This is a genomic window from Bacteroides caecigallinarum (assembly GCF_016902295.1).
Lineage (GTDB): Bacteria > Bacteroidota > Bacteroidia > Bacteroidales > Bacteroidaceae > Phocaeicola > Phocaeicola caecigallinarum_A.
On record NZ_JACJLQ010000003.1, the window covers coordinates 1 to 23,266 of the forward strand.

17 protein-coding genes are annotated in these 23,266 nt (G+C 38.7%); 2 read left to right on the plus strand and 15 right to left on the minus strand.

Going from position 1 to position 23,266, the window contains the following annotated elements:
- Positions 1-109 precede the first annotated feature (109 nt).
- The 5 genes from H6A27_RS01485 to prmC form a co-directional block, all read right to left on the minus strand.
- Entirely contained in the window at positions 110-541 is a 432-nt protein-coding gene (locus H6A27_RS01485; protein ID WP_204507420.1) for an SRPBCC family protein, read from the minus strand.
- A 109-nt stretch (positions 542-650) separates the two neighbouring features.
- Entirely contained in the window at positions 651-1,286 is a 636-nt protein-coding gene (gene pyrE / locus H6A27_RS01490; RefSeq protein WP_204507421.1) for an orotate phosphoribosyltransferase, read from the minus strand.
- Positions 1,287-1,394: 108 nt separating this feature from the next.
- Entirely contained in the window at positions 1,395-2,087 is a 693-nt protein-coding gene (locus H6A27_RS01495; RefSeq protein WP_204507422.1) for a ComF family protein, read from the minus strand.
- A gap of 5 nt (positions 2,088-2,092) precedes the next feature.
- The gene (locus H6A27_RS01500; RefSeq protein ID WP_204507423.1) at positions 2,093-2,554 is read right to left on the minus strand and encodes a regulatory protein RecX; all 462 of its coding nucleotides are present in this window, start codon (positions 2,552-2,554) and stop codon (positions 2,093-2,095) included.
- Positions 2,551-3,390: a peptide chain release factor N(5)-glutamine methyltransferase gene (gene prmC / locus H6A27_RS01505; protein WP_204507424.1), complete on the minus strand. Its 840-nt coding sequence runs from the start codon at positions 3,388-3,390 to the stop codon at positions 2,551-2,553. Before prmC ends, H6A27_RS01500 begins: the two co-directional genes overlap by 4 nt.
- Positions 3,391-3,423: 33 nt before the next feature.
- Between prmC and ribD the strand changes: the two genes are divergently transcribed.
- Entirely contained in the window at positions 3,424-4,473 is a 1,050-nt protein-coding gene (gene ribD / locus H6A27_RS01510) for a bifunctional diaminohydroxyphosphoribosylaminopyrimidine deaminase/5-amino-6-(5-phosphoribosylamino)uracil reductase RibD (RefSeq protein ID WP_204507425.1), read from the plus strand.
- A 92-nt stretch (positions 4,474-4,565) separates the two neighbouring features.
- On the opposite strand, the gene H6A27_RS01515 is transcribed toward ribD, so the two are convergent.
- The 7 genes from H6A27_RS01515 to H6A27_RS01545 all read right to left on the minus strand — a co-directional run bounded on the left by H6A27_RS01515 (position 4,566) and on the right by H6A27_RS01545 (position 17,208).
- A complete protein-coding gene (locus H6A27_RS01515; RefSeq protein WP_204403450.1) occupies positions 4,566-5,522 on the minus strand; it encodes an RES family NAD+ phosphorylase in 957 nt (318 codons plus the stop codon).
- 40 nt (positions 5,523-5,562) lie between these two features.
- Positions 5,563-6,510, minus strand: a complete 948-nt coding sequence (locus tag H6A27_RS01520) for a sce7725 family protein (protein ID WP_204403448.1) — start codon at positions 6,508-6,510, stop codon at positions 5,563-5,565.
- Positions 6,492-7,388: a sce7726 family protein gene (locus tag H6A27_RS01525; RefSeq protein ID WP_204507426.1), complete on the minus strand. Its 897-nt coding sequence runs from the start codon at positions 7,386-7,388 to the stop codon at positions 6,492-6,494. The genes H6A27_RS01520 and H6A27_RS01525 overlap by 19 nt, the downstream gene beginning before the upstream one ends.
- Positions 7,389-7,591: 203 nt before the next feature.
- Entirely contained in the window at positions 7,592-9,325 is a 1,734-nt protein-coding gene (locus H6A27_RS01530) for a hypothetical protein (protein ID WP_204507427.1), read from the minus strand.
- 361 nt (positions 9,326-9,686) lie between these two features.
- Positions 9,687-10,721, minus strand: coding sequence for a hypothetical protein (locus H6A27_RS01535; RefSeq protein WP_204507428.1), 1,035 nt, complete (start codon positions 10,719-10,721; stop codon positions 9,687-9,689).
- Between the two features lie 116 nt (positions 10,722-10,837).
- Entirely contained in the window at positions 10,838-13,903 is a 3,066-nt protein-coding gene (locus H6A27_RS01540; RefSeq protein WP_204507429.1) for an Eco57I restriction-modification methylase domain-containing protein, read from the minus strand.
- 11 nt (positions 13,904-13,914) lie between these two features.
- Positions 13,915-17,208, minus strand: coding sequence for a helicase-related protein (locus tag H6A27_RS01545; RefSeq protein WP_204507430.1), 3,294 nt, complete (start codon positions 17,206-17,208; stop codon positions 13,915-13,917).
- A 692-nt stretch (positions 17,209-17,900) separates the two neighbouring features.
- On the opposite strand from H6A27_RS01545, the gene H6A27_RS01550 reads away from it, so the two are divergent.
- The gene (locus tag H6A27_RS01550) at positions 17,901-18,545 is read left to right on the plus strand and encodes an HU family DNA-binding protein (RefSeq protein ID WP_204507431.1); all 645 of its coding nucleotides are present in this window, start codon (positions 17,901-17,903) and stop codon (positions 18,543-18,545) included.
- Positions 18,546-18,634: 89 nt separating this feature from the next.
- Here H6A27_RS01550 and H6A27_RS01555 read toward each other — a convergent pair whose 3' ends face one another.
- Genes H6A27_RS01555 through H6A27_RS01565 form a run of 3 tightly spaced genes read right to left on the minus strand, consistent with a single transcriptional unit; the run spans position 18,635 to position 23,254 of the window.
- Positions 18,635-20,866 carry a GH92 family glycosyl hydrolase gene (locus H6A27_RS01555; RefSeq protein ID WP_204507432.1) on the minus strand — a complete coding sequence of 744 codons (2,232 nt, stop codon included), beginning with the start codon at positions 20,864-20,866 and terminating at the stop codon, positions 18,635-18,637.
- Between the two features lie 37 nt (positions 20,867-20,903).
- Entirely contained in the window at positions 20,904-21,875 is a 972-nt protein-coding gene (locus tag H6A27_RS01560) for a glycoside hydrolase family 130 protein (protein WP_204507433.1), read from the minus strand.
- Positions 21,876-21,907: 32 nt separating this feature from the next.
- A complete protein-coding gene (locus tag H6A27_RS01565) occupies positions 21,908-23,254 on the minus strand; it encodes an MFS transporter (protein WP_204507434.1) in 1,347 nt (448 codons plus the stop codon).
- Positions 23,255-23,266: the final 12 nt, after the last annotated feature.

The window sequence follows — 23,266 nt, forward strand, 5'->3', positions numbered from 1 at the left end:
TTTCAAAGAGCAATTTTGCTTATTAAAGCATTGAATTTAAGAGCATTGTATTAACAATAACGAGGGCGTTTTGTACTACGTTTTTAGGAACGTAGAACTGGACACCCTATCAATAAGGTATAATAGAAAGCATATCTGCCAGTTTCTCAACTCCTTCCTGGAGTGGTTTTGAAACCATAGCCTTCATAAACATATTTACTTCGGCACGTATTGTAACTTTCATCTTCGACTGACCGTCGGACACTGGGAGCATCTGTATCCAAAGGTTCAAAGGAATAGGAGATTTATCGCCTTCGAATTTGATACATTTCATAGGCTCACGTTCTATAATTCTAAGAGTCAAACTAATTCCCTGCACCTTCAGTGTTATTGAGTCCTGATCGAAAGTCATATCCTCAAGCTTACCTTCAAGTTTATCTTTAACAGCATCCAAACGCTGACGAATTGATTCCAGATTGTTCAAATCGGATAATTTATTATAAACCCGTTCCTGAGTATAAGGAACATATTTTACAGAGCTTTCGTATTGTAATGTTGCCATATATTATTAAGAAACAAAAAAGAAACACGGATCTTACCGAATGACACGATTCGTAATCAAGAACCGTGAGACCAGTAGAATCCGTGTCTCCAATTATAATTAATATTCATTATTTTCCTGTCCAGTGAGCAGGGTCTTCCCTCCAAGCCTGAAGTACAGGTATATCATTTTCGTCAATATAGTTAGTCTTAAGAGCAGCATCAAGCACAGCATTGTAGTTTGTCAGAGTGACAAGTTCTACTTTTGCATTGAGGAATGCCTTTACAGACACATCGAAACCGTAAGTGAATGAAGCTACCATACCGATAACCTCACAACCGTCACGACGGATAGCCTCAACAGCCTTCAAGCTGCTTCCTCCTGTAGAAATCAAATCTTCAACTACAACAACTTTCATTCCCGGACGCAATTCACCTTCAATGAGGTTTTCCAATCCGTGATCTTTTGGGCTTGAGCGAACATATACAAATGGCAAGTTGAGCTCTTCTGCTACCAATGCACCCTGAGCGATAGCTCCTGTAGCGACACCAGCAATAGCGTCAACCTGACCGAATTTTTCAAGGATTACGCGACAGAGTTCCAACTTCACAAAGTTACGAAGTGCAGGATAAGACAAAGTCTTACGGTTGTCGCAATAGATAGGAGATTTCCAACCTGAAGCCCAAGTAAAAGGGTTGGCCGGCTGAATCTTAACAGCTTTAACTTTCAGCAATTTTTCTGCGAATAATCTTTCCAAAGCTTTCATAATTTTATTAATATCTGATAAACATTTGTGCAAAAGTAGAGAAATACATCGGTATTTGAAAATTTATACGTATTAAATTTGCTAAAAACTGACATAAAGCATATTATATCAGGATTTTGCCCACGCCAATGTTGCGACACTGATTTTTATTCCGGTCACCGATTTCAGAGCATCAATACAGGCTGTAATCGTGGCTCCTGTAGTAAGCACATCATCTATGAGAAGTATATGCCTGCCTTTCAATAATGGAGCTTCGGAAGTAGCGCTGAACAGTCCTTCGGCATTCTCCCATCGTTCAAAACCGGATTTATGCGTTTGGGTCGCATTATTATGTGTTCTCGTCAGACAGTTAGTACACACCGGAATTGAAGTAACATCAGAAATACCTTTTGCCAACAATTCCGACTGATTGTATCCTCTATCACGAAATCTGTCCTTATGCAAAGGAACTGGAATAATACAGTCTATACCATCAAAGAAGCCCGTATTACGAAGTGCAGTTCCCATAATACGCCCCATCTGAATACATAGATGTTTTCGTCCATGATATTTCATACCATGGAGAACGCTTGACACCAATCCTCCACGGGCGTAATAATATAATGACGTAGCACGTTCAATCGGGAATATTCCCCAAAAGCGCCTTTCTATCTCATTTTCCGGAGTATTTAGTATTCCTGTCAGAGGCAATGACGCAAGACATGATATACACAGCCCCTCCTCCTGTGCGGAAAGCAACTTCCCGCAACATACACAGATGCGCGGGAAGAAAAAATCACGTATATCATTCAGTAAATTCATTTCGGTCAGAAATCAGTTTTTACAAATCGCATTATCTCCTGCATAGTGAATCCCCTGCCAGCTGCGAAACGGATAAGCTTGGCATTGCGTTCATAATCAGTTTCAGCCTTGATACTTTTAGACTTTTGTTTCAGAAGATTTTTGAGTATTCCGTAATATTCATCCTCATCAATAGCCTCCAGTCCAGTATTAATCTCATCAGAGGCAAGTCCCTTCATACGCAATGATTGGGCAATCTTTACCCTGCCCCATTGATTGAAACGATATTTGTCGCGTACGTACGCGCTGCAAAAGCGGACTGTATCAAGAAACTTTTCTTTAAAAAGGCGCTCCATTACGGCTGCTACAGTTTCCGGACTCGCACCCCAGGCTTTCAGTTTTGCCTCAACATCCGAAGGGCATCTCTCCACCGCCGAGCAATAAGACTCAGCCTTATTCAATATTTCTTTTTCCGTATATTCTTTCATGGTCTCAAAGCCTTAATCATCCTGTCATTCCCGGACAAGTCTTTCCTCAATTCAATATCCTTATACCCCATCGAAGCCAACATATCTACTGTCTCACTGCCGTAAGCCCTGTTTATCTCAAAATATATCAGTCCCCCGTCATTCAATATATCCAGCCCTAACTCTGCTATACGTCTGTAGAAACGCAACGGATCGTCGTCAGGAACAAAAAGTGCCAGATCCGGTTCCCACTCAAGAACGTTTCTCTCCATATCCTTCTTTTCGCTTTCCGTTATATAAGGAGGATTGCTTACAAGAATGTCAACCCTTATATCGGGAATATCAGTTCCAAGCACATCAACACGGCTGAAAGCCACATCCGCATTATTTATACGCGCATTCTCAGATGCTACGGACAATGCCTCTTCCGAAATATCCCATGCCGACACTACAGGCGAATCCATCATCAAAGCCAACGATACAGGGATACATCCGCTTCCGGTACCGATGTCAAGGACATGTGCGCCTTCACGCTTATTGTCCGTCACTATCCAGTCTATCAATTCCGCAGTCTCAGGTCGTGGAATAAGAACTGCAGGCGTCACCTTAAAGCGATAGCCGCAAAACCATGTTTCACCGATAATATATTGCAAGGGTTCGTACGACTTCAGGCGCGCCAGAATATCATTTACCTCCGAAAGTTTTTCTGACGAAAAATTCATATCTTTGCCTGCATATAAGTCAAGAGCCGACAGCCGGAATTTCTCTGTCAGTATATATTTTGCCATGGCAGCAGCCTCGGCATCCGGATAATAGCCGGAAAGTTCTTGTCGTATATAAGTATATATTGGATGCATAATATGCAAAAGTAAGAAAAAAAGCTCAACACTATGACTACAGATGAGAAATATATCCGCAGATGTATAGAACTTGCATCAAACGGACTGTGCAATGCAGCTCCCAATCCGATGGTTGGAGCGGTAATAGTTCATAACGGTAAGATTATCGGCGAAGGCTATCATGCCAGATGCGGTGAAGGTCATGCCGAAGTCAATGCCATACGTTCCGTAAAAGATGAAAGCCTGCTCAAGGAATCCACCATATACGTAAGCCTGGAACCATGCTCACACTATGGGAAGACACCTCCATGTGCCGACCTTATCATCAGCAAGGGTATTCCACGTGTTGTTGTGGGCTGTATAGACCCTTTCTCACAAGTGTCAGGCAGAGGAATAAAGAAACTGCGCGATGCAGGTATTGAAGTCACTGTAGGAGTACTGGAAGATGAATGTAAGAATCTTATTAGACGTTTCGTTACATTCAACACCCGGAAGCGTCCGTATATTACGCTGAAATGGGCAGAATCAGCCGACGGATTTATTGACATCATCCGCGAAAACGGCTCGCCTGTAGTATTGTCAACCCCCATCACATCAATGTACGTACACAAGCAAAGGGCAGAACACAAGGCTATACTCGTAGGTCGAAAAACGGCTCTACTTGACAACCCTTCGCTAACCACGCGCAATTGGTATGGTGCCAATCCATTAAGATTAGTCATAGACCGTACTCTCTCGCTGCCTTCCAATCTCAGAATGTTCGACCACTCTACACCGACGCTCGTATTCACAGAAAAAGAAAAAGCCGCAGAGGAAAACCTGGAATACATAACATTGGATTTCTCAAAGGACATATTACCACAAATCCTTACCGTTCTTTACGAAAAAAAGATACAGTCTCTGCTTGTAGAGGGTGGCACTACCCTACTCCAGTCATTCATCAATTCAGGTCTGTGGGATGAGATGTTTGTTGAACATTCAGAAAAAGTATTGGGAGAAGGTGTGAAATCGCCTGTCATACCGAAAGGAGCAGTGATGAGGACTGAAATGCGTGACGGGGTTTGCGTGAGTCATTATGTAGTTAGGTATCATAAGGAGTAACTTGAGTTCGCTGTCCGTTTATTACCCATGCACTGAACAGTTAATAAATGGTCAGTGAACCCAAAATGGGGGAAATATACAAGCCACAACAATCAAACTGAAATATCCACACGGTTTATTTCCTTTGACTTTACTTTAATGCAGTGCGCACTATCATTATTAAACAAAACCACGTTAACTCCCCCTTTATGCAAAGAACTGTAAAATTTAATTCCATCAATTCCACGAACCTTACAATATTCACATATAAGTTGAGTTGGGACATATTCCAATTCGGTATCAAATCTTCTTAAAGGCTTTGACAAATCACGACTTATCAACTGCAATAATTTATATTTGCACAAAATATTATCCAACGAATCTGAAGCATTATTAAAAGCATAATACAGGCTCAATTCCGAAGTAAAATCCAGAATATTAAGATTCTCTTTTACCTCAAATATTCCGATTGAAATCATATCCAAATACAAAGCCCTTACCTCATAATAAGTGGTGGCTTCATCAATACATAAATACAGATAAGGAATACCTATAGGATTAGCACGTCCTGCAGTAGCTTTATCCTTTGGAGGACATCCCATTTCTTTTTTAGTCAGATAATGTTTTCCTGAAGGAATAACTCTCGCCCTATAAAGTTTTGTACCTTTGGGAATTATAGTATTTGGAACTATTATTTTATTATCATCGAAATAAGATAAAGAAGTAAAGAATCGCTTTTCCTCACGAACTTGCTTTTTTAGTTCTTCCCAAATAGACAAAGCATTTCTTATCGAAGATTTATATTCTACCTTATCATTGATAGAGAAACCATATCCACCCTTATTCAAAAAATACTCCAATATAAGTTTACCCACATCATTTGAAACAAACAAGTTCCAATCGTTTTGTACAATATCAGTTATGGTATTCCCTTCATTGCCAAGCTCAAAGAGAGACAATACACCTTTGAAGAAGTCCGAAAAATGTTCAATATCAATTACCGAAGAAAATTGACCACAAAAATCGCATACACCAGCACCTGATGATTCGTTGCAGATTTCAATCTGCATTTCTATATCATTGAAACAACAATCGCACACCAACATAGTATTATTCAGGTAATATACGGTTAATCAATTCCAAATGATTTTTCACAGACAGTTTCTTCAAATAGCCAAGACCAGGATAACCATCGTCCGATTTTGATTTTTCTATAAGTTCATCCACAGCAGATGTATGCACAATATCACAACCATTAAAGAATGGTTCTATCTTTTGTGCAGCCTCATGAAACTTTCCCTTAATATTAGACTGGTCATAATTATTTTCTGAAACAAAATGGTGTACGTATATTTCCTCTTCTGTCTTTTTATATGTCAAATGAATAGCTATGGCATAAGGCAACATTCCACCCTCTACAAAATCTTTTCCTATAGTAGTATAATCAGAAAAGCCATAAAGACCATCAGCACTGTAGAAAGCAAAATCATCACTGAAAAACTCGTCATTGACAAGTTCATAATCCGCATTTCTTGTCCTACTATTAAATCTGTCCTTCAATGATATTATATGCTTGTCTAACTTCAACAAACGAGGCCTAACAGACCGGGCACCAGAATTTGCAAACACAATGTATCTGACAGTCTCATTACTCAAAAAAGACATGAGCCTCTCGTCTGTTACGTCCACACCTTTGGGCAATACTATCATAAGGTCATCCAATCCATTCAGAGAAGCATGCTCCAGTAATCTTTCCGGATTATTCTTGTATGTATAAGCCGGAATCCATTGAGTTTTTTTATCAATTATCTGAGGTAATTGTTTCAGTATATCATTATCAATATTTTCATGTTTAAAATCACCGTCATTCGGATTTAATATGATTGCAAATTTCATTCCATTCTCAATCATAACGCCTAAAGCAATATTCATTCCATTCATTTGCTGCTTTACGGGTTCAATAATCGGTATTATTTTATTATTACCCTGATTATCGTTTGAAAAATCTCTCAGAGCCATCAGTTCAAACTGCTTGCCTCTCAAATACGGGAAATACATAAACTTCTGTGTTTTAATGGTTCATTCAATCTATTGATTAACAAATCTCTTTTTTTCTCTGAAAGGTTCATACATAGACACATCTGTCTTATTTCTTTAGGTATGCCAGCCAAATCAGACGTAACATTTTTTCTTTTCTTCAGTTCTCCTAAAAAAAGTCCATTCAGCACATCAACCGGTACATTTTTTACCAACTCAGCACAAGCATCAAACATTCTGTAAGCAGGAACTTGAGGTAAAGCCTTAAAATACGAATTTACAATGTTTTTGTATTCCACCGTCCTCAAACATTTCATCAGGATATCCGTATCTATTTTTTTTTGTGCAGTAGCCGGTCTATATTCTTTCAAAGCCAATCTACCCCTCGTATAAATCAATTCAATAATACCTGTTTCAGGTTCCACCATTTTCTCATAAAAAACAGCCTTACCTGAAGGTATCACAATATAACATTTATTGAAAATACGTTTATAGTCATCCATCTGCTTCTTTAAACGCCGAGGCGAATCAAATTCCGTTTTCACTTCAAATGCTTTACTTTCCCCATTAATAATAGCAAAGTCAACAATGGAATTTCCTATTCTAAGTTCATTAAAAGCAACAGTTTTCTTAGTTCCATATTTCTTTAGAAGCAACTGATTTATAATTTCATTCTTATAAACATACTCACATTTATACGATTTTGAGATTACAGAATACAATGCCTTGAAGTAATCCATATATGTATTATACGACAATGCATCATCGTATGTTGAATAAAGCCAGTCAACATGCGAATAATCATCATAATCAATAATATCAGAGAATACTTTGCGGGAAAAGACTGAAGAATAGCTTCTTAGCCTCTCCATTGTAATATTGTTTGCTTCTGCTTGCATACTTATAATGATAATAAACAAATATATTACTTTTTCCCGGTATAGCAAAAATTAGAGATATTTAATATTGTTCTTTTTTTTACCTTCACACTGTGATATTTTGTTTTTTAATTATTGACGGCATTAAACGATATCTAAACAGTTCCTAAAGAGGGCTTAAATCCTATTTAGGCAGTGTTTAGATTATGTTTAGGTAAAAGCGACTATTTTAAGAAATTACTTTGTAATGGAACTCTCATTATATTGTCATATTTAAGATTACTACCTTTATTCATCAAAAGGAATTGAAGATATTTTTCGTATTCCCAGAAAAAAGAGTCCATAGTTAATTTAATATCGCATGACCTGTTATGGCTAAAGTAATCTAAAGTTTGGTTTAATATAAACACCAAATAATATCGCAAATTACTTGTCACACTTTCCATATTATGCTTTAAAGCCCCTTCATGCACAAGTTCATTTCTAAATCTATAAAGCCTGGATAAATGCTGTTCCAAATTTCTTCTATGATTTGAAATATAATCTTTCGTCTTATCTGTATGATGTAAATGCATTTTCATTCTTTTCAATCTGTAGAACATTAATACATTAATCTCATGTCCAGAAATAAAATTATCTATAGAATCGTCTTCTTTAAAAACCTCTATAGAACAATCAAAATCTTTCATCCAATGTACTAAATTCAAGATATTCCTTTTTACATAACAACTTGACATTATACTTATAAGATACTGCTTCATTCTAATAAATGTTGAATCAGATATTTCGGGCGAAGAAAACAGGAACTCTAACCCTATCCAGTAATTAATGAATCTTTGTTCCATTTCAAGTTGACCATCACCTATCCTCAGATGCCTAAGTGCAGACTTAATACGTGACTTACTTTCATCATCCACCATTTGATTATTTACAATATTATCCATAACATCAGAAAGTGCATTTACATTATCCAGGGTATTTAAGCGACTGATATCTAATGAATATACAATTCTACTTTTATACCAGTCAACCATATTATCATCATTCCTTCTTCCTACAAAAGCATTATATGGTATTCTTATAATCTGGTGTTCAGGACCATTCTGACGAAAATCAAGTATCTGCGATATTTCTTCCCTAACTTTCTTTATAGCACAATATTCATCTAAAGCTTCAACGTCACGAATATAAAAGAACTTTCTTGTATTATTTTGCTGGAACTGCTTTCTTTTATCAACATCTATTTTATTCAAAATATCATTAGATATACTATCCGAGAAACCATCCATAAGGACATAGTCTTTAGGTACGGACAATATAAACACAACAGAATATAATCCTAAATTACATGAAATCAGCTCTCTTGAAAATTCGTCATATTTGTCAAGAAAAGTTTTATATTCTTTTTTTGCCATTTCTTTAACCAGGCTCTGGAAATAATAGAAGAGATAAATTTTTGAATATCCAACCCTTATCAACTCACAAGCGAGTTCTGTCACATTACGGTCTATCTTCTCCAATTGAGATTGAAATATTTTATCATCAAGTTCATCCTCAATAGCCAATAATTGTCTTATAGATGTGAATAATCTATTTAGATAGTCATTAGCGTTTTCCTCTATACATAATTCTATATAATACAAAAGATGAGATGCTTTAACATTGTCAAAACTCTCAGTCTTTTTATATTCCTCTATTTCTTTAATTAGCAACTCTTTAGGGCAATTGTCGAATGTCAGACATGTGGATTTATTCATTACATCGATAGATTCTTCCAAAACATACTTTACAGTTTCAAACGACTTAATTCTATGCTTACACCAGCTTTTTATTACGTCACGTAATTCATACAACAGAGTAATAGTATTATTGCTCCTAACTCTATAACTATCAATTGTATTCTTATTAAAGCACTCTGTTATTCTTAATAAAAAGAATTGTTTTAGGGAATCTTTCATAATAATATTTCTTAATATATTGTTTTTTAACAGTAATATATTGACTATTTCATCAATAAAATCTACATTTGCATAAAGAAACGAATTTGATAAAGATATAAAGGGAGAGCATCTGCATTGTTATGATGGCCTGCAGTGGCTCGACATTCAGTTCAACCTCCCTATCATACAGGGCACTACTCATTGTTGTAGTGCCCTTTTTATTTTTAATACAAAATTAGTAAAAATGAGAATTTTACCAAACAAACTTAATAAACAATATATTTATATTCACAAAATACAGAAATGAAAACTAATTACAATGGTTTTGGTTCTCATTTCTTATGAATACATTGTTATAGGATAGTATCAATGATTTTAATTATACAATTTCATCTGTATATCCCAATAGTTTAAAAATATATTTTCTGAAAATATTTGAATTATAACATAAAGTAAAATTATGATTTCTCATCAAATACGTCCATTCATCGAGAAATAAAGGAATCTCACTCTTTATTTCATCATATAATGTTTTTGACATACAATGAAATTCAGATCTAAAAATAATATCCTGTAGTGCAATACATACATCTTCCAAGTTATCACCTCTTAGCTTCTGAAAAATATCTGAAGCCCACCTATTTTTCTCTCCTTGTAAAAAACCAATAATAACTATCGTTCTATTTTTATAAGGGAATATATTCACAATATTAATAGTATCTACAATTTTATCTTCCAATCTCCAACATAGTCCTTTACATTCTTCAGTTATATTTATTGGAGATGCCAGACATAACTCTAATCGAAATGGTAACTCTATAACTTTAAATTTATATTGAGAAAAATTTTTATCGTTTATTCCTTTTTCTAACAATAATTTATATTGATCAAATACTTTAATAGTTAAATCACAATTTGAAATTTCTTGAGTAAAATGCATCAGTATATTTTCAGGAAGTATAAATCTATCCAAACATTTTTTAAATACTGATTTTACAACCATTTGAATGTAATATTCTCTACATAATGTCCGATATGCAAGCAAATATTGATTATTTTCATTATACCAATCAACTTGTTTATTTACTGGCTCAATAGGAGCAAATAAAGAGTTATCATGTTTTTTACAAAAGCCATAAAATCCAAAAGTTTCATGTATTCCAACTTCTTTATAAAAGACTGGAGTCCTATTGTTTTTAGTTTCAAATAGATTTTTGTAAGAAAAAGCCATAACTTTTCCATTAATTGAAATTTCCCTTAAAACACCCTCTTTTTGAAAAACATGAGAAAAGATTGGTCGATTTGCACATTGTGGACACATACAATTACAAATTGGTTCTTTTAAAATCCTATCCCTTATCTTTCCTACTTCATAAAGGTACTCATTTTCATTTAATATATCATCCTCATTCATTAATAATTATAATAATAGTTTTAATATACGAATATACCAATTTAAACTTACAATTATTGTAAAATCACAAACAAAGTAATAATCATATGAACTTTTAAGGATTTAATATAACACCATTATATTTGTTCTATAATCCTCTTATCAGTTGATGACAAATTATAGCCTAAATATATAATCTCATTTAATCTATTACTTAATTGGTTAGAATAACCATCATTTAAAATCTTATCAACAACTTCCACAATATCATTCACGAAACCACGTTTGGTCACAATAGGGAAATTATTAATCATATCCTTGGAGAATGTTATACCACCACAATAACTACTTGATGCATATTTCGATTTAATGTAAAAAATAGCCAATTTAGAGTTTAGTAACCCACATAAAAATTTCAAATCATCAATATTTTCAGAACAAATTACCAGAGTAGATTTACCAGGAAGATATTCACCATTAAAATCAATAAATCCATCTAGTAAATTTAAGCCCTTGAAAATCAATTTTTGAGAGGTCCCTTTCCGAACATAAGCATTACCAAAATAGTTAGTAAAAGCGCATCTATTAACAACGGGATAAATATACTTAGAACCCAAATATGTTATTTCTTTTATTCCCCATTTATTTGAAAATTTATCAATAGTACCAGTGTTTACTAATCGTAAATTTCCACTTACATTAGAATAAGAAGTCTGATTGTGCACAAACGACGATAATTCATAAGCATCATGCGTTGAACAAGCATTTTCACACTCTGCTATTGTGTTTAGCATAGCTTTTCCATCTTCAATCTTTTTTATCAAATAATGATTTTCACTAAATAAAGAATCAATATAATAAGGTTTGGCTATTGAACATGATGAAACAGTATTAACATGTACTATATCTTTATTTCCTACAAATTTATAAGAACTTATATTATCAGTTCTCTCAACGAAAAGTGTAATAATAGCATCAACCATTGCACTTTCAAAAGTTTTATTACCAGTATGTACAATCTTACTCATTCTAGGAATCATACAATATTCCCTAAATTTACTACCAAAAGGTTTAGAAAGCCATTTGTCTGGGGTTATAAAGCACAAACAATTATTTGATATAGACAATCCAAATTCAAGAAAGGCCATGTATATATCCCAATTTCCTTTAATATATTTATAGTTTCGCGCTATATATTCACGTAATTCAGTTTGTCCTAATAATGTCATTGTTTCAGAGTCAATATACGGCGGATTCCCAATCACAATATCAAATCCACTCCTTCCATCCTCACGGCTAAACATATCGCTAAACCAAGTATGCCAGAGGAAAAACTGATTATTCTCTGCGAGGTTTATACCTTTCAGCTTTTCAAGGATTGCACTATCCACAAAACAAACTTCCAACTGCCTGTTTATAGTTTCCGATATTTCACGTTGCAACTTGACTTTTCGGTTATGGTCGAAACATGAATAATATACTTTCAAGAGGTTTGAGACCGTTTTCTGAAGTCGGTTTTTCTCATTGTCGAATAGTGAGATTTCGCCTTTGTCCTTTTTATGTTCCTTCTCGTAAGTCAGTTTGCTCAAATCAACACCCATGAAACTTTCTATCAGAGAGTTTCCCTGCATGATTTTATAGTCTAAGTTTGGGAGCGGCGACGGTGTTTCCTCATCCACTACTATTGACAGCCAAAAACGGAGACGGGCTATATCGACTGCTCCTTTCTCTATGTCCACACCATAGATGTTGTTCTGTATGATACTCTTTTTCAGTTCGGAACGGTCATAACGTTCTCCGCTCAATGCTTCACGACAGCGCAACAAGGCGTTTAGCAATCCCATAGGGAAAGCACCGGAGCCAATGGCAGGATCGCATATCTTTACTTCCTCCAGTGCTATCAGCAGTTTTGACTTCTTGCTTTCAGGAATATCCGAAACAGCTTCTTCGGGCGAAAGAACAAAAGCACGTATCTTATCCTTTGCCACTTTGGTATTTGTTTCAAGATAGGCTATCAGCGATTCCTGACACATATATCTCACTATCTCTTTCGGAGTATAGAATGCGCCTTTATCCTTATTGTCTTCCAAAAGGTTTTCGAATATCTTACCGAGCATTTCCGGATCCACACCTACTTCGGCATCGTTAGGGTCATTCTCGTCAATAGTAAAATTATATTCGCTGAAGAACTGAAACAGACGTCTGAAATATTCAGCAGGGAACACACTCTCCGGTTCATCATCTTCATCACGTTCAAAAAGTCCTCCATTCAGATACGGTATGTCTTTCCACTCCATCAGCAGGGACTTGTCCCAACTATAATAATCGAAAAGGCTTTCACGCTCCGAAGGCTTAGTATTCAGTATGCCGAAAAACAATGGTTCAAGCACGGAATCCAGATAATCATCCTTATAGCGTGAACGTTCAAAGAGGTTCTGCAAATAGTTGAGGTCGCCATTCATCCATCCTTTGCGCTGTAGGAAATGCAGGAAGGTGATACGCCCCATCATCTTCTTTATATAATCGCGTATCTTCTTCTCGTCATTGCCGAATGCACGCATCAGAGCAGGATTGGGATTTCCCATATCCTTTTCCACCCATTTACTGCCGGATTTTACGAAACGCTTGCCGGTGACATACTGAATGAAATCGGCATACTGCTCACGATAACGGTCGAAGAACTCATCGGAGAGAGCCTCAACAGAGAAAGCGGTCTTCAGATTTTCGAATGATATACCTTTTTTCTGAAGATTAAGAAGACGTTCGATAGGTGTTCTATACAGTAGTTCTCTGCTACCGAAAACGTAGGTGTATCGTTTGGGCGATGTTGATTCTTCCTTGATGTCACATATAAATGAGAGTCGCCAGTGATCATGGCTGTAGAACACCACCAAAGCAGCATCAAACGCTCCCCAACGGGGATTTATGAATGATCTGACCAGATTACGGAGTCCAACACGCCTGTTGGCCACAGAGCCTTGATTTATGCTGTAGCAGAACAGTCCGATGCGGAAGTAATCCGATGTATCAATACTGCCAATGTAATAGCCTTCCTCTGTGGAATGAGCAGTGGAAAATCTTTCAGGAGTAAGTTTCAGTTCGGTAGCGTGAAAAAAGTCACGGACAAAAGAATACCATCCGGTCATGTCGAATGCCGAACGGAACATTTCTCTCAATGTATCTTTGGTATAAGTGCTTGCCATGATAATGATTTTTAAATGAATGTTTCGGATATTATGATTCGCGGATCTGAGATTTCACGGTTATCTTTTTGCTGTTCTCTTCCGTTGGTACGATACCGGTCAAGCAGACTGCTGATCTCATTCTGTAACTTGTATTCATCCCTGCGAATGCCCGCACGGTCATTTCTATATTCGCGTGCCAATGTTTTCAGATAACGTGGTAGTTGTGAATAGATTCCTTCGTTGATATAGCCTGTAAGGATATCACAGTTCGTACGGAGTTCATTGTCCGCGAGCTGCTGTTTCAGGGTACGCAAGAAGTTTATCGCTTCGAGGGATGTACGGTCCAGGTCCTGACGGTTGACAGTAGATGTATCAGCCGCCTGTATATACTCTTGCGCATATTGCCGCAGAGCTTTGTTTACATGATGGTAATGAAGCGTATCGTCCGTGAATGGTGCTACCTGTTCTTCTGGCTTCGCTTTCAGGTATTTCACTGCATCAAGGAAATCTATTACCCTGACTCCGGATTTTGTAGCCAAATAGAATTCGGTCTTTACATCGGAAGAGACGAAGATTACCGACTCGCCACTGTGCTTTCCGGTGTTTCGCATCACACGACTTTTCATCGGCAAGGACTTGATTTTGTGATACAGTTTTCTGTCATTGGTATAGATTTCACGTACCTCACGCAACAATGCTATCTTTCGGTCTATACTGTCCTTTATGTTGCTGTCGAACAGTGTGAACTGCTTTACAATTTCCTCTCGCGAATAGATCTGCGCATCTTCGCCAAACGCTGAATGAAAACCCTGCAATTTTACCAGAGCATTCTTATAGAGCTGTATTTCCTTATCTCCCTGACGAGAAGGATAAAACATATAGTTATAGATATGCGGTGCGGAAGAACCGATACGGTTTACACGTCCTATGCGCTGCATAAGTCTTGTGGCATTCCATGGGGAATCATAATTTACTATGACATTGGAGCGATGAAGGTTTACACCTTCTGCAAGTACATCAGAAGTCAGGATGATATTATATCTGCCAGCATCCGCAGGATAGTTGGCATCGAAGTTTTCCTTAATGGTCTGCCCTAAACGGCTACGGTTGGCAGCCGTTACCATAAGAACGTCGTTACGGCCTAATTCCGCTGTTATACGGTTGTAGAGATATGTCAGTGTGTCAACACTCTCGGAGAACAGTACAAGTTTGCCTGACGGATTGATTGACTTATTCATAAACTCGTTCTTCAGCTTTGCAGCGAAAAGGTCGAATTTAGGGTCAGCAGTCTCGTTTTCCCAGTCAGCATTAAGTTGCTCCAGTATCCGGGCGTCGTGGTAAAGCATCTGAAGGAATTCCGGCTTGAAGGCATCTGCAGGGAATACTATATCCTCAGCCACGTAACCTTTTGACACAGCATATTCGATAATCTGGTCCAGTTCCATATCCTTTGCCTGAAGGTCTTTAACCTTTAGGTCGGGAGCGATGATGACTTTATCCTCGCCAAACATCTTTATCATATCGGTGGTGATACGCTGAAGTGTGCGAAGCGATTTTCTGAAAGCATAGAAACTGCTTTCGAGACGTTTCACCATGTGAACACGATAAATGCCTGCCAAGGTCTGACCTATATGTTCGGCATTACGGTATTTGTTTCGGTATTTCGGTTTCAGAAACTCCACCGCACGATAGCGGGCATAGTCAAGCCCTGTACCGCCGGGATTTCTTTCCGATTTTCCGTCGGTCAGCTGCTTTAAGGTTTCATAAAAACGGTTATTAGTCGCCGCACTCATACGGTATTCCAGCTCATTGGGAGGAAGTATATCCGGAAACACTATTCCTTGCGAACGTATGTCTGCCCTATAGTCGGGGTCGTTCAGGATATTGTTTCTTGTGCGGCGTATAGTAATCTTGTCTATGACATTGCTTCTTATTTTTTCGTAAATATCATCTACATCTGTAGTGACATCCCTATGGTCGCGCTCACGCATAAGCTTGTTATAATCCTGAATGAGCGGCGAAAAGAAGGATTTGAGATTTGGTATTCCGTCGATGGTACAATGACGGCTGTTCTGGAACAAAAGCAGAAGATTCTGCAAGTCGTCCGGACGGTTGTTCAAAGGGGTGGCAGAAAGAAGCATAACTTTCTTCTGCAGGGATTTCAGAAGTCCGATATTAGTGCAAGGTGCTTTGCAAATCTTTTGCAACTCGTCGTATTTGCCTGAGGTATCGCTACGGAATCCGTGAGCCTCATCTACAATGATGAGGTCGAACTCTTCTTTGTCTTTATACTGGTCGCGTCCTTCAAGTACTTTTGAGAGACTGCCGTTTGTGATAAACTGCGCCTTCCTGTATATCCCGAAAAGCCTGAACGTATTCTTCCAGTTGTCTTCCAACGCCGGAGGATAGACCACAAGTATATTGGTGTTCCTGCCGTTTGCCTCGACAAAACGTTTTGCTATCATCGTGGCAATCATGGTTTTTCCCAAACCTACAACATCGGCAAGGAACAGCCCGTTATGCTTCATCAGCATCTGGAAGCCTTGTATTACGGCATCTTTCTGATACTTCAGTTCTTTCACACCGTCGGGAAGCTGCAGGGAGAAATCGTCTTCCACCTGGTCGCCGAATGTATCAATCAGTACCTTTATATAAAGTTCGTATGGTGTAGGCTGACAGCCAAGGTATGTATGTTTCTTATAAGACTCTATATCGTCGGCAGTCAACGGTACGGCTTCTTCCCACAACTTACAGAATTCGTCGTAACAATAGCTTACATCGTCGTAATCCTTCATTGCCACATTCAGTTCGTAACGTGGCGCCGAGGATATGCCCATGCCTGACTCTGAAATATTGGATGAACCCATTATCACCCATCCGTCGCTGTTAGGGCTGTGTTTCTCCGGCAGACAAAGGTAGAACTTGGCATGAAGGTTCTTTGTGGCATGTATTCGCATCTGTAATCTTCCGCACAGCAGGTCGTCGCACATCCGGAGTATGCCTTCCTCCACTTCAGGAGAATACGATGCACTGACAATATCTTCCTTAAAACCTGTCTGATATACTTCCTTCGCCTTTTTTTCATCGGCAAGCATAAGCAAAGCCTTGTTGTGACTGCGGAATATGTCATCGATATTTATTCCTACGAGGATTTTTATTTCCGATATGTCACCCAACTCTTTTCGGAGTCTGAAATAACCGGATGAGCGGAAAAAGCCTGCCACGGCAAGAAACCTGTCGAATGCTGTCATCTCAGAGGCTATACCTTTGAGTTTGTCGAAAAGTGTATTGCCCTGTCCGTTGTTGAAAAACTTTGTACTCACTGCGTCTGTCAAAGTTTCAGGGTTCAGGACTCCGGCAACCCATGTTTTTCATTAATACCACTTCGCGTAAAGACATAAAAAAAGCGTGAAGCCCTGCATTGTCGCTCGCTCCACGTTCTGAGGCTCCTGGAAATTGCCCTGTAAGTCGAAACGAGCAACGCCGAAGCCCCACGCCGATATGTATAACGCACCTATATACCGCAATTCAGCTAACAGTGTAGGGATACACCATTGGCTGTACGGCATAGTTCAGGTATGTATATAGCACACCCACGGGGCATTCACGCTGCTTTGTTCTTGACTTACAATTTGAAATTTTTCCAGGATTTCAGAACGTCAAAACCAAAGCGTAGTAAACGCCTTTCAATATGTCTTGTCCCTCCCTTCCTACGCTCAATAACAAAGCGTCAGGCGGCGCGAGACATTGCAAAGGTAATAAAACAATCCGAGTTTTCACTAAAACAACGAAGGAATATCAATATAGACTGACAAAGGCGGACATTATAAAAAACCAATTACGTACTTTTGTGTTCGGAAAACAAAGAGAGAAGAAGCCTGACACCTTTTGGTGCCGACTACAGTGGGCAATGCTGCCGACTATAGTGGACACCTCTGCCGACTATAGTGAGTAGTGCTGCCGACTATAGTCAGCACCAAAACATCTAAACATAAAAATATTAAACAAATACTATATGGGAAAAATAAAATATGATTTTTACACTAATCCAAACGCAAAGAGTGAAAACAGCAAATCGGAATACCACATCAGAGTATGCGGACAGCAGACTATCAGTACAAAGGGAATTATAGAATTGATACATAATGCCAGTACTCTTACACCGGCGGACATTAATGCTGTAATTTTCGCATTCCAGGAAGAGATAGCCAATCAACTGGCAAAAGGGAACATTGTGAAGCTTGAAGGACTGTGCAGCTTCAACATTAGTCTGAAATCGGTCAACGGAACGTGTACAGGTAATGAGAATGGAAAAGGGATAGAGCTGAAATCGGTCAACATCAATCCGGAAAAGGAATTTACGGAAATGGTAAAGGATTTGGTAGCAAAGAACGGAATGGAAAAGGTAATGGCAAGACATTCTGTTTCTGTATCGGATGAAAAAGTGGACGCAATACTGACAAATTATTTCAGCACAAATAAAGCTATCACTCGCCCAAAGCTGCAAGACATCTGCTCGACGACGAGATATATGGCCATGCGGCAGATCAAGCGTCTGACCGAAAGCGGGAAACTGGTCAATATAGGTTTCGAGAATCATCCTCTGTATATGCCTACACCGGGAAGTTTTGGTACTAAAGAAAAGGGAACAAATGATTAGATATGAGAAGAGGGCATGTCCGTCTGACATACCCTCTCCATATTGATATTTCTTTCTGAAAAATACTATTCTACCATCCTTTATTGGGATTACTTGTAGAACCTTAAAGTACCTGCTTCGACCAGCGAATTGTGATTTACCCTATATCCGCAGGATGAATCCCCCATTTCGATGCGCTTGATATACCCGTCGGTATTTTTCTCATCATCCACAACTTCTATTACAAGCTGTTTTTGCTTATAGAATTCTGGGTTCAGAGTTATGGTTATCTTGTCGAATGTAGGATCGGTCAGAGTATATTCGAGAACTCCAGGACAGTCAGGATAGAATCCCATCATACTGAATATAGCCCATGCCGACATTGTTCCGGCATCATCATTTCCCGGAATACCGTCAGGAGCGGGCTTGAAATATTTCTCCAGTAAAGCCTTGACCAATTTCTGTGTTCTCCATTCCTCACCTTTGAAATAGCTGAAGAGATAAGGATAGGCTATGTCTGGCTCGTTGGCCGGGTCGTAATATCCCTTGTCGAATATCATCTGGAGCTTATCAACAAACTTTTTCTTTCCTCCCATAAGTTTTGCCAATCCTTTTACGTCATGAGGAACATAATATGTATAATTCCACGCATTTCCTTCATGGAAACCAGGACTCGGCTCGAAGTTTTCGCCCTGTTTCGGATCAAACGGGCTGTAGAATTCACCGTTAGGCAATATTGGACGTAATGTTCCGTATTCCTTACAATAATAGTTCTTATATCCCATTGATCGGTTATAGAACATCTTTGCATCGTCCTTTTTTCCAAGTTCCTTAGCAAGTGTTGACAAAGCATAATCCGCTATGTAATATTCCAGTGCATGAGATACTGAGTTATCATACTGTTCCATTAACGGTACATAGCCTTTCGTGATATAATCGTCTATATCAGGACGCATCAGATTGTCTTTTCCCGGCATTGTGGCAGACTTATACATAGCCTCGTATGCAAGATTGATATCGAAATCTCTGAGCCCCTTCATCCATGTATCTACAATTACCGGCAAGCTTGGGTCACCTTCCATAGTCAGTGTTTCTCTTCCATAAAGTTCCCATTTTGGAAGCCAGCCATGTTCCCTGTACATATCAATCATAGTTTTCACCATCTCGATTTGTCTTTCAGGGAAAACGAGCGTCATCAGCTGATGGAGGTTTCTGTATGTATCCCATAACGAGAATACAGTATATCTGTCGCCTTTTGTCGTAAGAATCTCATCTCCTTCCATCGAAGGATACTGCCCGTTTACATCCTGAAGGATATTTGGATGGATAAGTGTATGATAAAGAGCCGTATAGAACACAGTCTTCTGTTCATTTGTTCCACCTTCAACCATTATTCTGCCCAAATCGTCATTCCATCTGTTTCTTGCCTCCTGATGTATTTCGGCAAAATGTCTTCCGGACTGTTCCTTGTCAAGGTTTTCTCTGGCATTTTCAATACTTACAAACGACACTCCCATGGATACTTCTATTTCCTCACCTTCGGAGGTATCGAATGTGTACCACACTCCTATGTCGTCGCCTGCAATGTCTTTTCCGTACTTATCATATATCTTATACTTGCCGCTATGCTGGTCCCACTCAGCCTCAACTCCCTGCATTTCGCGCTGTTTCTTCCAATATCCGGACGCAACAGGAGCCTTGCTGACTCTCATGACGAAATATATCGGGAAGACAGCTTGTGGATTATAACAGAAAGTGCCAAGAAGTTTCATACCCTCAATCTCAGTTTCACTTACTTTTCTTACGAAAGCACCGGTCTCATTGGTCAGACCTTCACCAAGATTAAGCAAGATATTGCTTTTTCCTTCAGGGAAAGTGAAACGTGTCAGTCCGCTTCTCATGGTAGCTGTAGCTTCTGCCAGTATATCATATTTTTGCAGATAAATACTGTAATATCCGGGAGTAGCTGTTTCCTTTTCGTACTTACTACCATAATTCTTATAATCGACGTCGAGTTCACCTGTAGTAGGCATCAAAAGCAAAGAGCCCAATTCGGGACATCCCACGCCACTAAGGTTAACATGTGCAAATCCGGTAAAATAGCTGTTGGTATATTCATATGGAGTAGACCACCAACGCGCGTCCTTGTCATATTTATTATCGGCTGAGCCCATAACATTAAACGGAACAACAGACATCAAACCATTAGGACATACTGCGCCTGGATTGCAAGTTCCGAAGTTTGTAGTACCGATAAACGGATCTACATAGTCTACCGGCTGCTGAGCCATTGCGGCTCCGGCAAGGACTGTAAACATTACATTAAATAGCAGTTTTTTCATATATTCCAATTGCTGATACAGTATAAGCTGAAATTTCTTATACTATAGAGTTATTTTTTACAAAATCTATTATCTCTGATATATATCCGAAAGCCATACCGACTACAGTATCGGCGGCGCCGTAGTACACGGCAACTCTTTCACCATCCTGAAGGGCGGCACATGGGAATACCACATTAGGAACATCTCCCTGAAGCTCGTATGGAGCTGCCGGAGCAAGAAGATAAGGACGTGTACGGTACAATACTTTTTCAGGATTATCTCTATCGAGTATCACAGCACCCATAGAATATCTGAATCCGTTACAGGTTGTGATTACACCATGATAGAACATAAGCCAGCCCTCGTCAGTAAGGAAAGGAACGGAACCTGCACCAATCTTAGTACACTGCCAAGCACTCTCAGGGAAAGGAGTAACTTTCATTACGCATCTGTGTTCTCCCCAATATTTCATATCAGGGCTATAGCTGATATATATATCGCCGAACGGTGTATGTCCATTATCACTCGGACGGCTCAGCATGGCATACTTACCGTTAATCTTCTGCGGGAACAGAACGCCATTTCTATTGAAAGGGAGAAAAGCGTTCTCGCACTGAAAAAATTCCTTGAAATCAAAAGTATATGCAATACCGATTGTCGGTCCGTGATATCCGTTACACCATGTAATCCAGTAACGGTCCTCAATCCATGTTACACGCGGATCATACTTGTATTCCGATTCAATCATATCAGTATTTCCAGCCTTGAACCGGATAGGCTCATGGTTAATTTCCCAGTTTATTCCATCTTTACTGAAGCCTGCAAAAATATTCATCTGTACAGCCTTGTTGTCGCAACGGAATACTCCTGCAAATCCATCACCAAAAGGCACAACAGCGCTGTTGAAAATACTGTTTGATGTCGGGATGTGATATCTTCCGATAACCGGATTCTTTGAATACCTCCACATTACATCGTTACAACCTGCCGGGCGTTCTTCCCATGGCATAATAAATTTCTCTGTCATATTTATCAGATTTAAATATTATAAAATAAGATTCATTCTTTCTGTCCTTCTATAAGCGTACCGTCCTGATTATACTTAAACGGGATGAAATAGGTTATAAGAAACGCCGGAATGGTAGCTATCAAAACAAAGATAAAGAAAGGCTCATATCCTCCTGGTCTGTTGAACCATTCACCCAGTGTCTCACAAACCCATCCACTCATCATTCCGGGAATCATAACACCAAGGTTCATTATACCTGAAGCAAAGGCATAATGTGCCATCTGATGCTTGCCCGGAGCTACTTGCTGCATCATAAACAGTGTAAGTCCCACAAAACCGAAACCATAGCCGAAATACTCGAATACGATTCCACTGCAAATAATCAGACCATTCTCCGGTTGGAAGAACGCAAGAAAGGCATATACCACAAAAGGCAAATTGAAAATACAGCATAAAGTAAACAAAGTTTTCTTAAGGCCTTTATCCGAAATATAATATCCTGCAAGCAATGAACCCAAGACAAATGCAGCGGCCCCGTATGTACCATAATAAAGTCCTATTTCCTTTTCAGACAGCCCGAGTCCACCAGCGTCTCTCCCTGCCTTCAGGAATAATGGCACGATTTTCATCACAAAACCTTCGGCAAATCTGTATAATATGATAAAACATATATAATATACTATATGGCTTTTTCTGAAGAAATCGGCGAGTACAGCATACAGCTCCGACAATATTTCTTTTCCGCTTCTCTTACCTTCCGCCTTAGCTGCCCGTGATGAAGGCAAAGCGAAAATATGGTAAAAAGACAGAAGTATCATCACTGCGGAGAGTATAAGCATTATTGTCATCCATGATTTCTTGTTGGCCTCGAGCAGGGAACCTGCTCCCGAATAGCTTTCTATAAAATATCCGGCAAGATAAACCAATCCTCCTGTAGCTACAATCTTTGCTATATTATAGAATGCTCCCTGCCATCCTATATATTTAGCCTGCTCGGAGTTCGACAGCTCACTCATATAAACGCCATCGCAGGCTATATCGTGTGTAGCGCCACTGAAAGCAATAACCGCAAGCAATGCTATTGATATGGCAAAGAAACTGTTAAGGTTTAATGACAAAGCGACAAGCCCAAATGCTATACCTGATATAAGCTGGGTAACGACCACAAAAAACTTTTTAGTTTTAAACAGTTCAAGAAACGGACTCCACAACGGTTTCAATGTCCATGGAAGAAGTATCAGCGATGTCCAGAATGTAATAAGCTTGTCATCGACTTCAAGTCCCTTAAACATAAGTACCATCACCATATTAAGCACGACGAACGGGAGTCCCATGGCAAAGTATGCCGTTGGAATCCATATAATAGGGCTTCTTCTGTTATTTTTTCCATTATTCATAAATTCATTCCT

What these genes read in the sequence shown, in the direction of transcription:
- H6A27_RS01520 (WP_204403448.1), bottom strand. Translation starts at nt 6,510, where the DNA reads ATGTATTTCCCGTATTTGAGAGGCAAGCAGTTTGAACTGATGGCTCTG.
- H6A27_RS01555 (WP_204507432.1), bottom strand. Translation starts at nt 20,866, where the DNA reads ATGAAAAAACTGCTATTTAATGTAATGTTTACAGTCCTTGCCGGAGCC.
- H6A27_RS01495 (WP_204507422.1), bottom strand. Translation starts at nt 2,087, where the DNA reads ATGAATTTACTGAATGATATACGTGATTTTTTCTTCCCGCGCATCTGT.
- H6A27_RS01535 (WP_204507428.1), bottom strand. Translation starts at nt 10,721, where the DNA reads ATGAATGAGGATGATATATTAAATGAAAATGAGTACCTTTATGAAGTA.
- prmC (WP_204507424.1), bottom strand. Translation starts at nt 3,390, where the DNA reads ATGCATCCAATATATACTTATATACGACAAGAACTTTCCGGCTATTAT.
- H6A27_RS01515 (WP_204403450.1), bottom strand. Translation starts at nt 5,522, where the DNA reads ATGCAGATTGAAATCTGCAACGAATCATCAGGTGCTGGTGTATGCGAT.
- H6A27_RS01530 (WP_204507427.1), bottom strand. Translation starts at nt 9,325, where the DNA reads ATGAAAGATTCCCTAAAACAATTCTTTTTATTAAGAATAACAGAGTGC.
- H6A27_RS01500 (WP_204507423.1), bottom strand. Translation starts at nt 2,554, where the DNA reads ATGAAAGAATATACGGAAAAAGAAATATTGAATAAGGCTGAGTCTTAT.
- H6A27_RS01525 (WP_204507426.1), bottom strand. Translation starts at nt 7,388, where the DNA reads ATGCAAGCAGAAGCAAACAATATTACAATGGAGAGGCTAAGAAGCTAT.
- H6A27_RS01485 (WP_204507420.1), bottom strand. Translation starts at nt 541, where the DNA reads ATGGCAACATTACAATACGAAAGCTCTGTAAAATATGTTCCTTATACT.
- pyrE (WP_204507421.1), bottom strand. Translation starts at nt 1,286, where the DNA reads ATGAAAGCTTTGGAAAGATTATTCGCAGAAAAATTGCTGAAAGTTAAA.
- H6A27_RS01560 (WP_204507433.1), bottom strand. Translation starts at nt 21,875, where the DNA reads ATGACAGAGAAATTTATTATGCCATGGGAAGAACGCCCGGCAGGTTGT.
- H6A27_RS01550 (WP_204507431.1), top strand. Translation starts at nt 17,901, where the DNA reads ATGGGAAAAATAAAATATGATTTTTACACTAATCCAAACGCAAAGAGT.
- ribD (WP_204507425.1), top strand. Translation starts at nt 3,424, where the DNA reads ATGACTACAGATGAGAAATATATCCGCAGATGTATAGAACTTGCATCA.
- H6A27_RS01565 (WP_204507434.1), bottom strand. Translation starts at nt 23,254, where the DNA reads ATGAATAATGGAAAAAATAACAGAAGAAGCCCTATTATATGGATTCCA.
- H6A27_RS01540 (WP_204507429.1), bottom strand. Translation starts at nt 13,903, where the DNA reads ATGGCAAGCACTTATACCAAAGATACATTGAGAGAAATGTTCCGTTCG.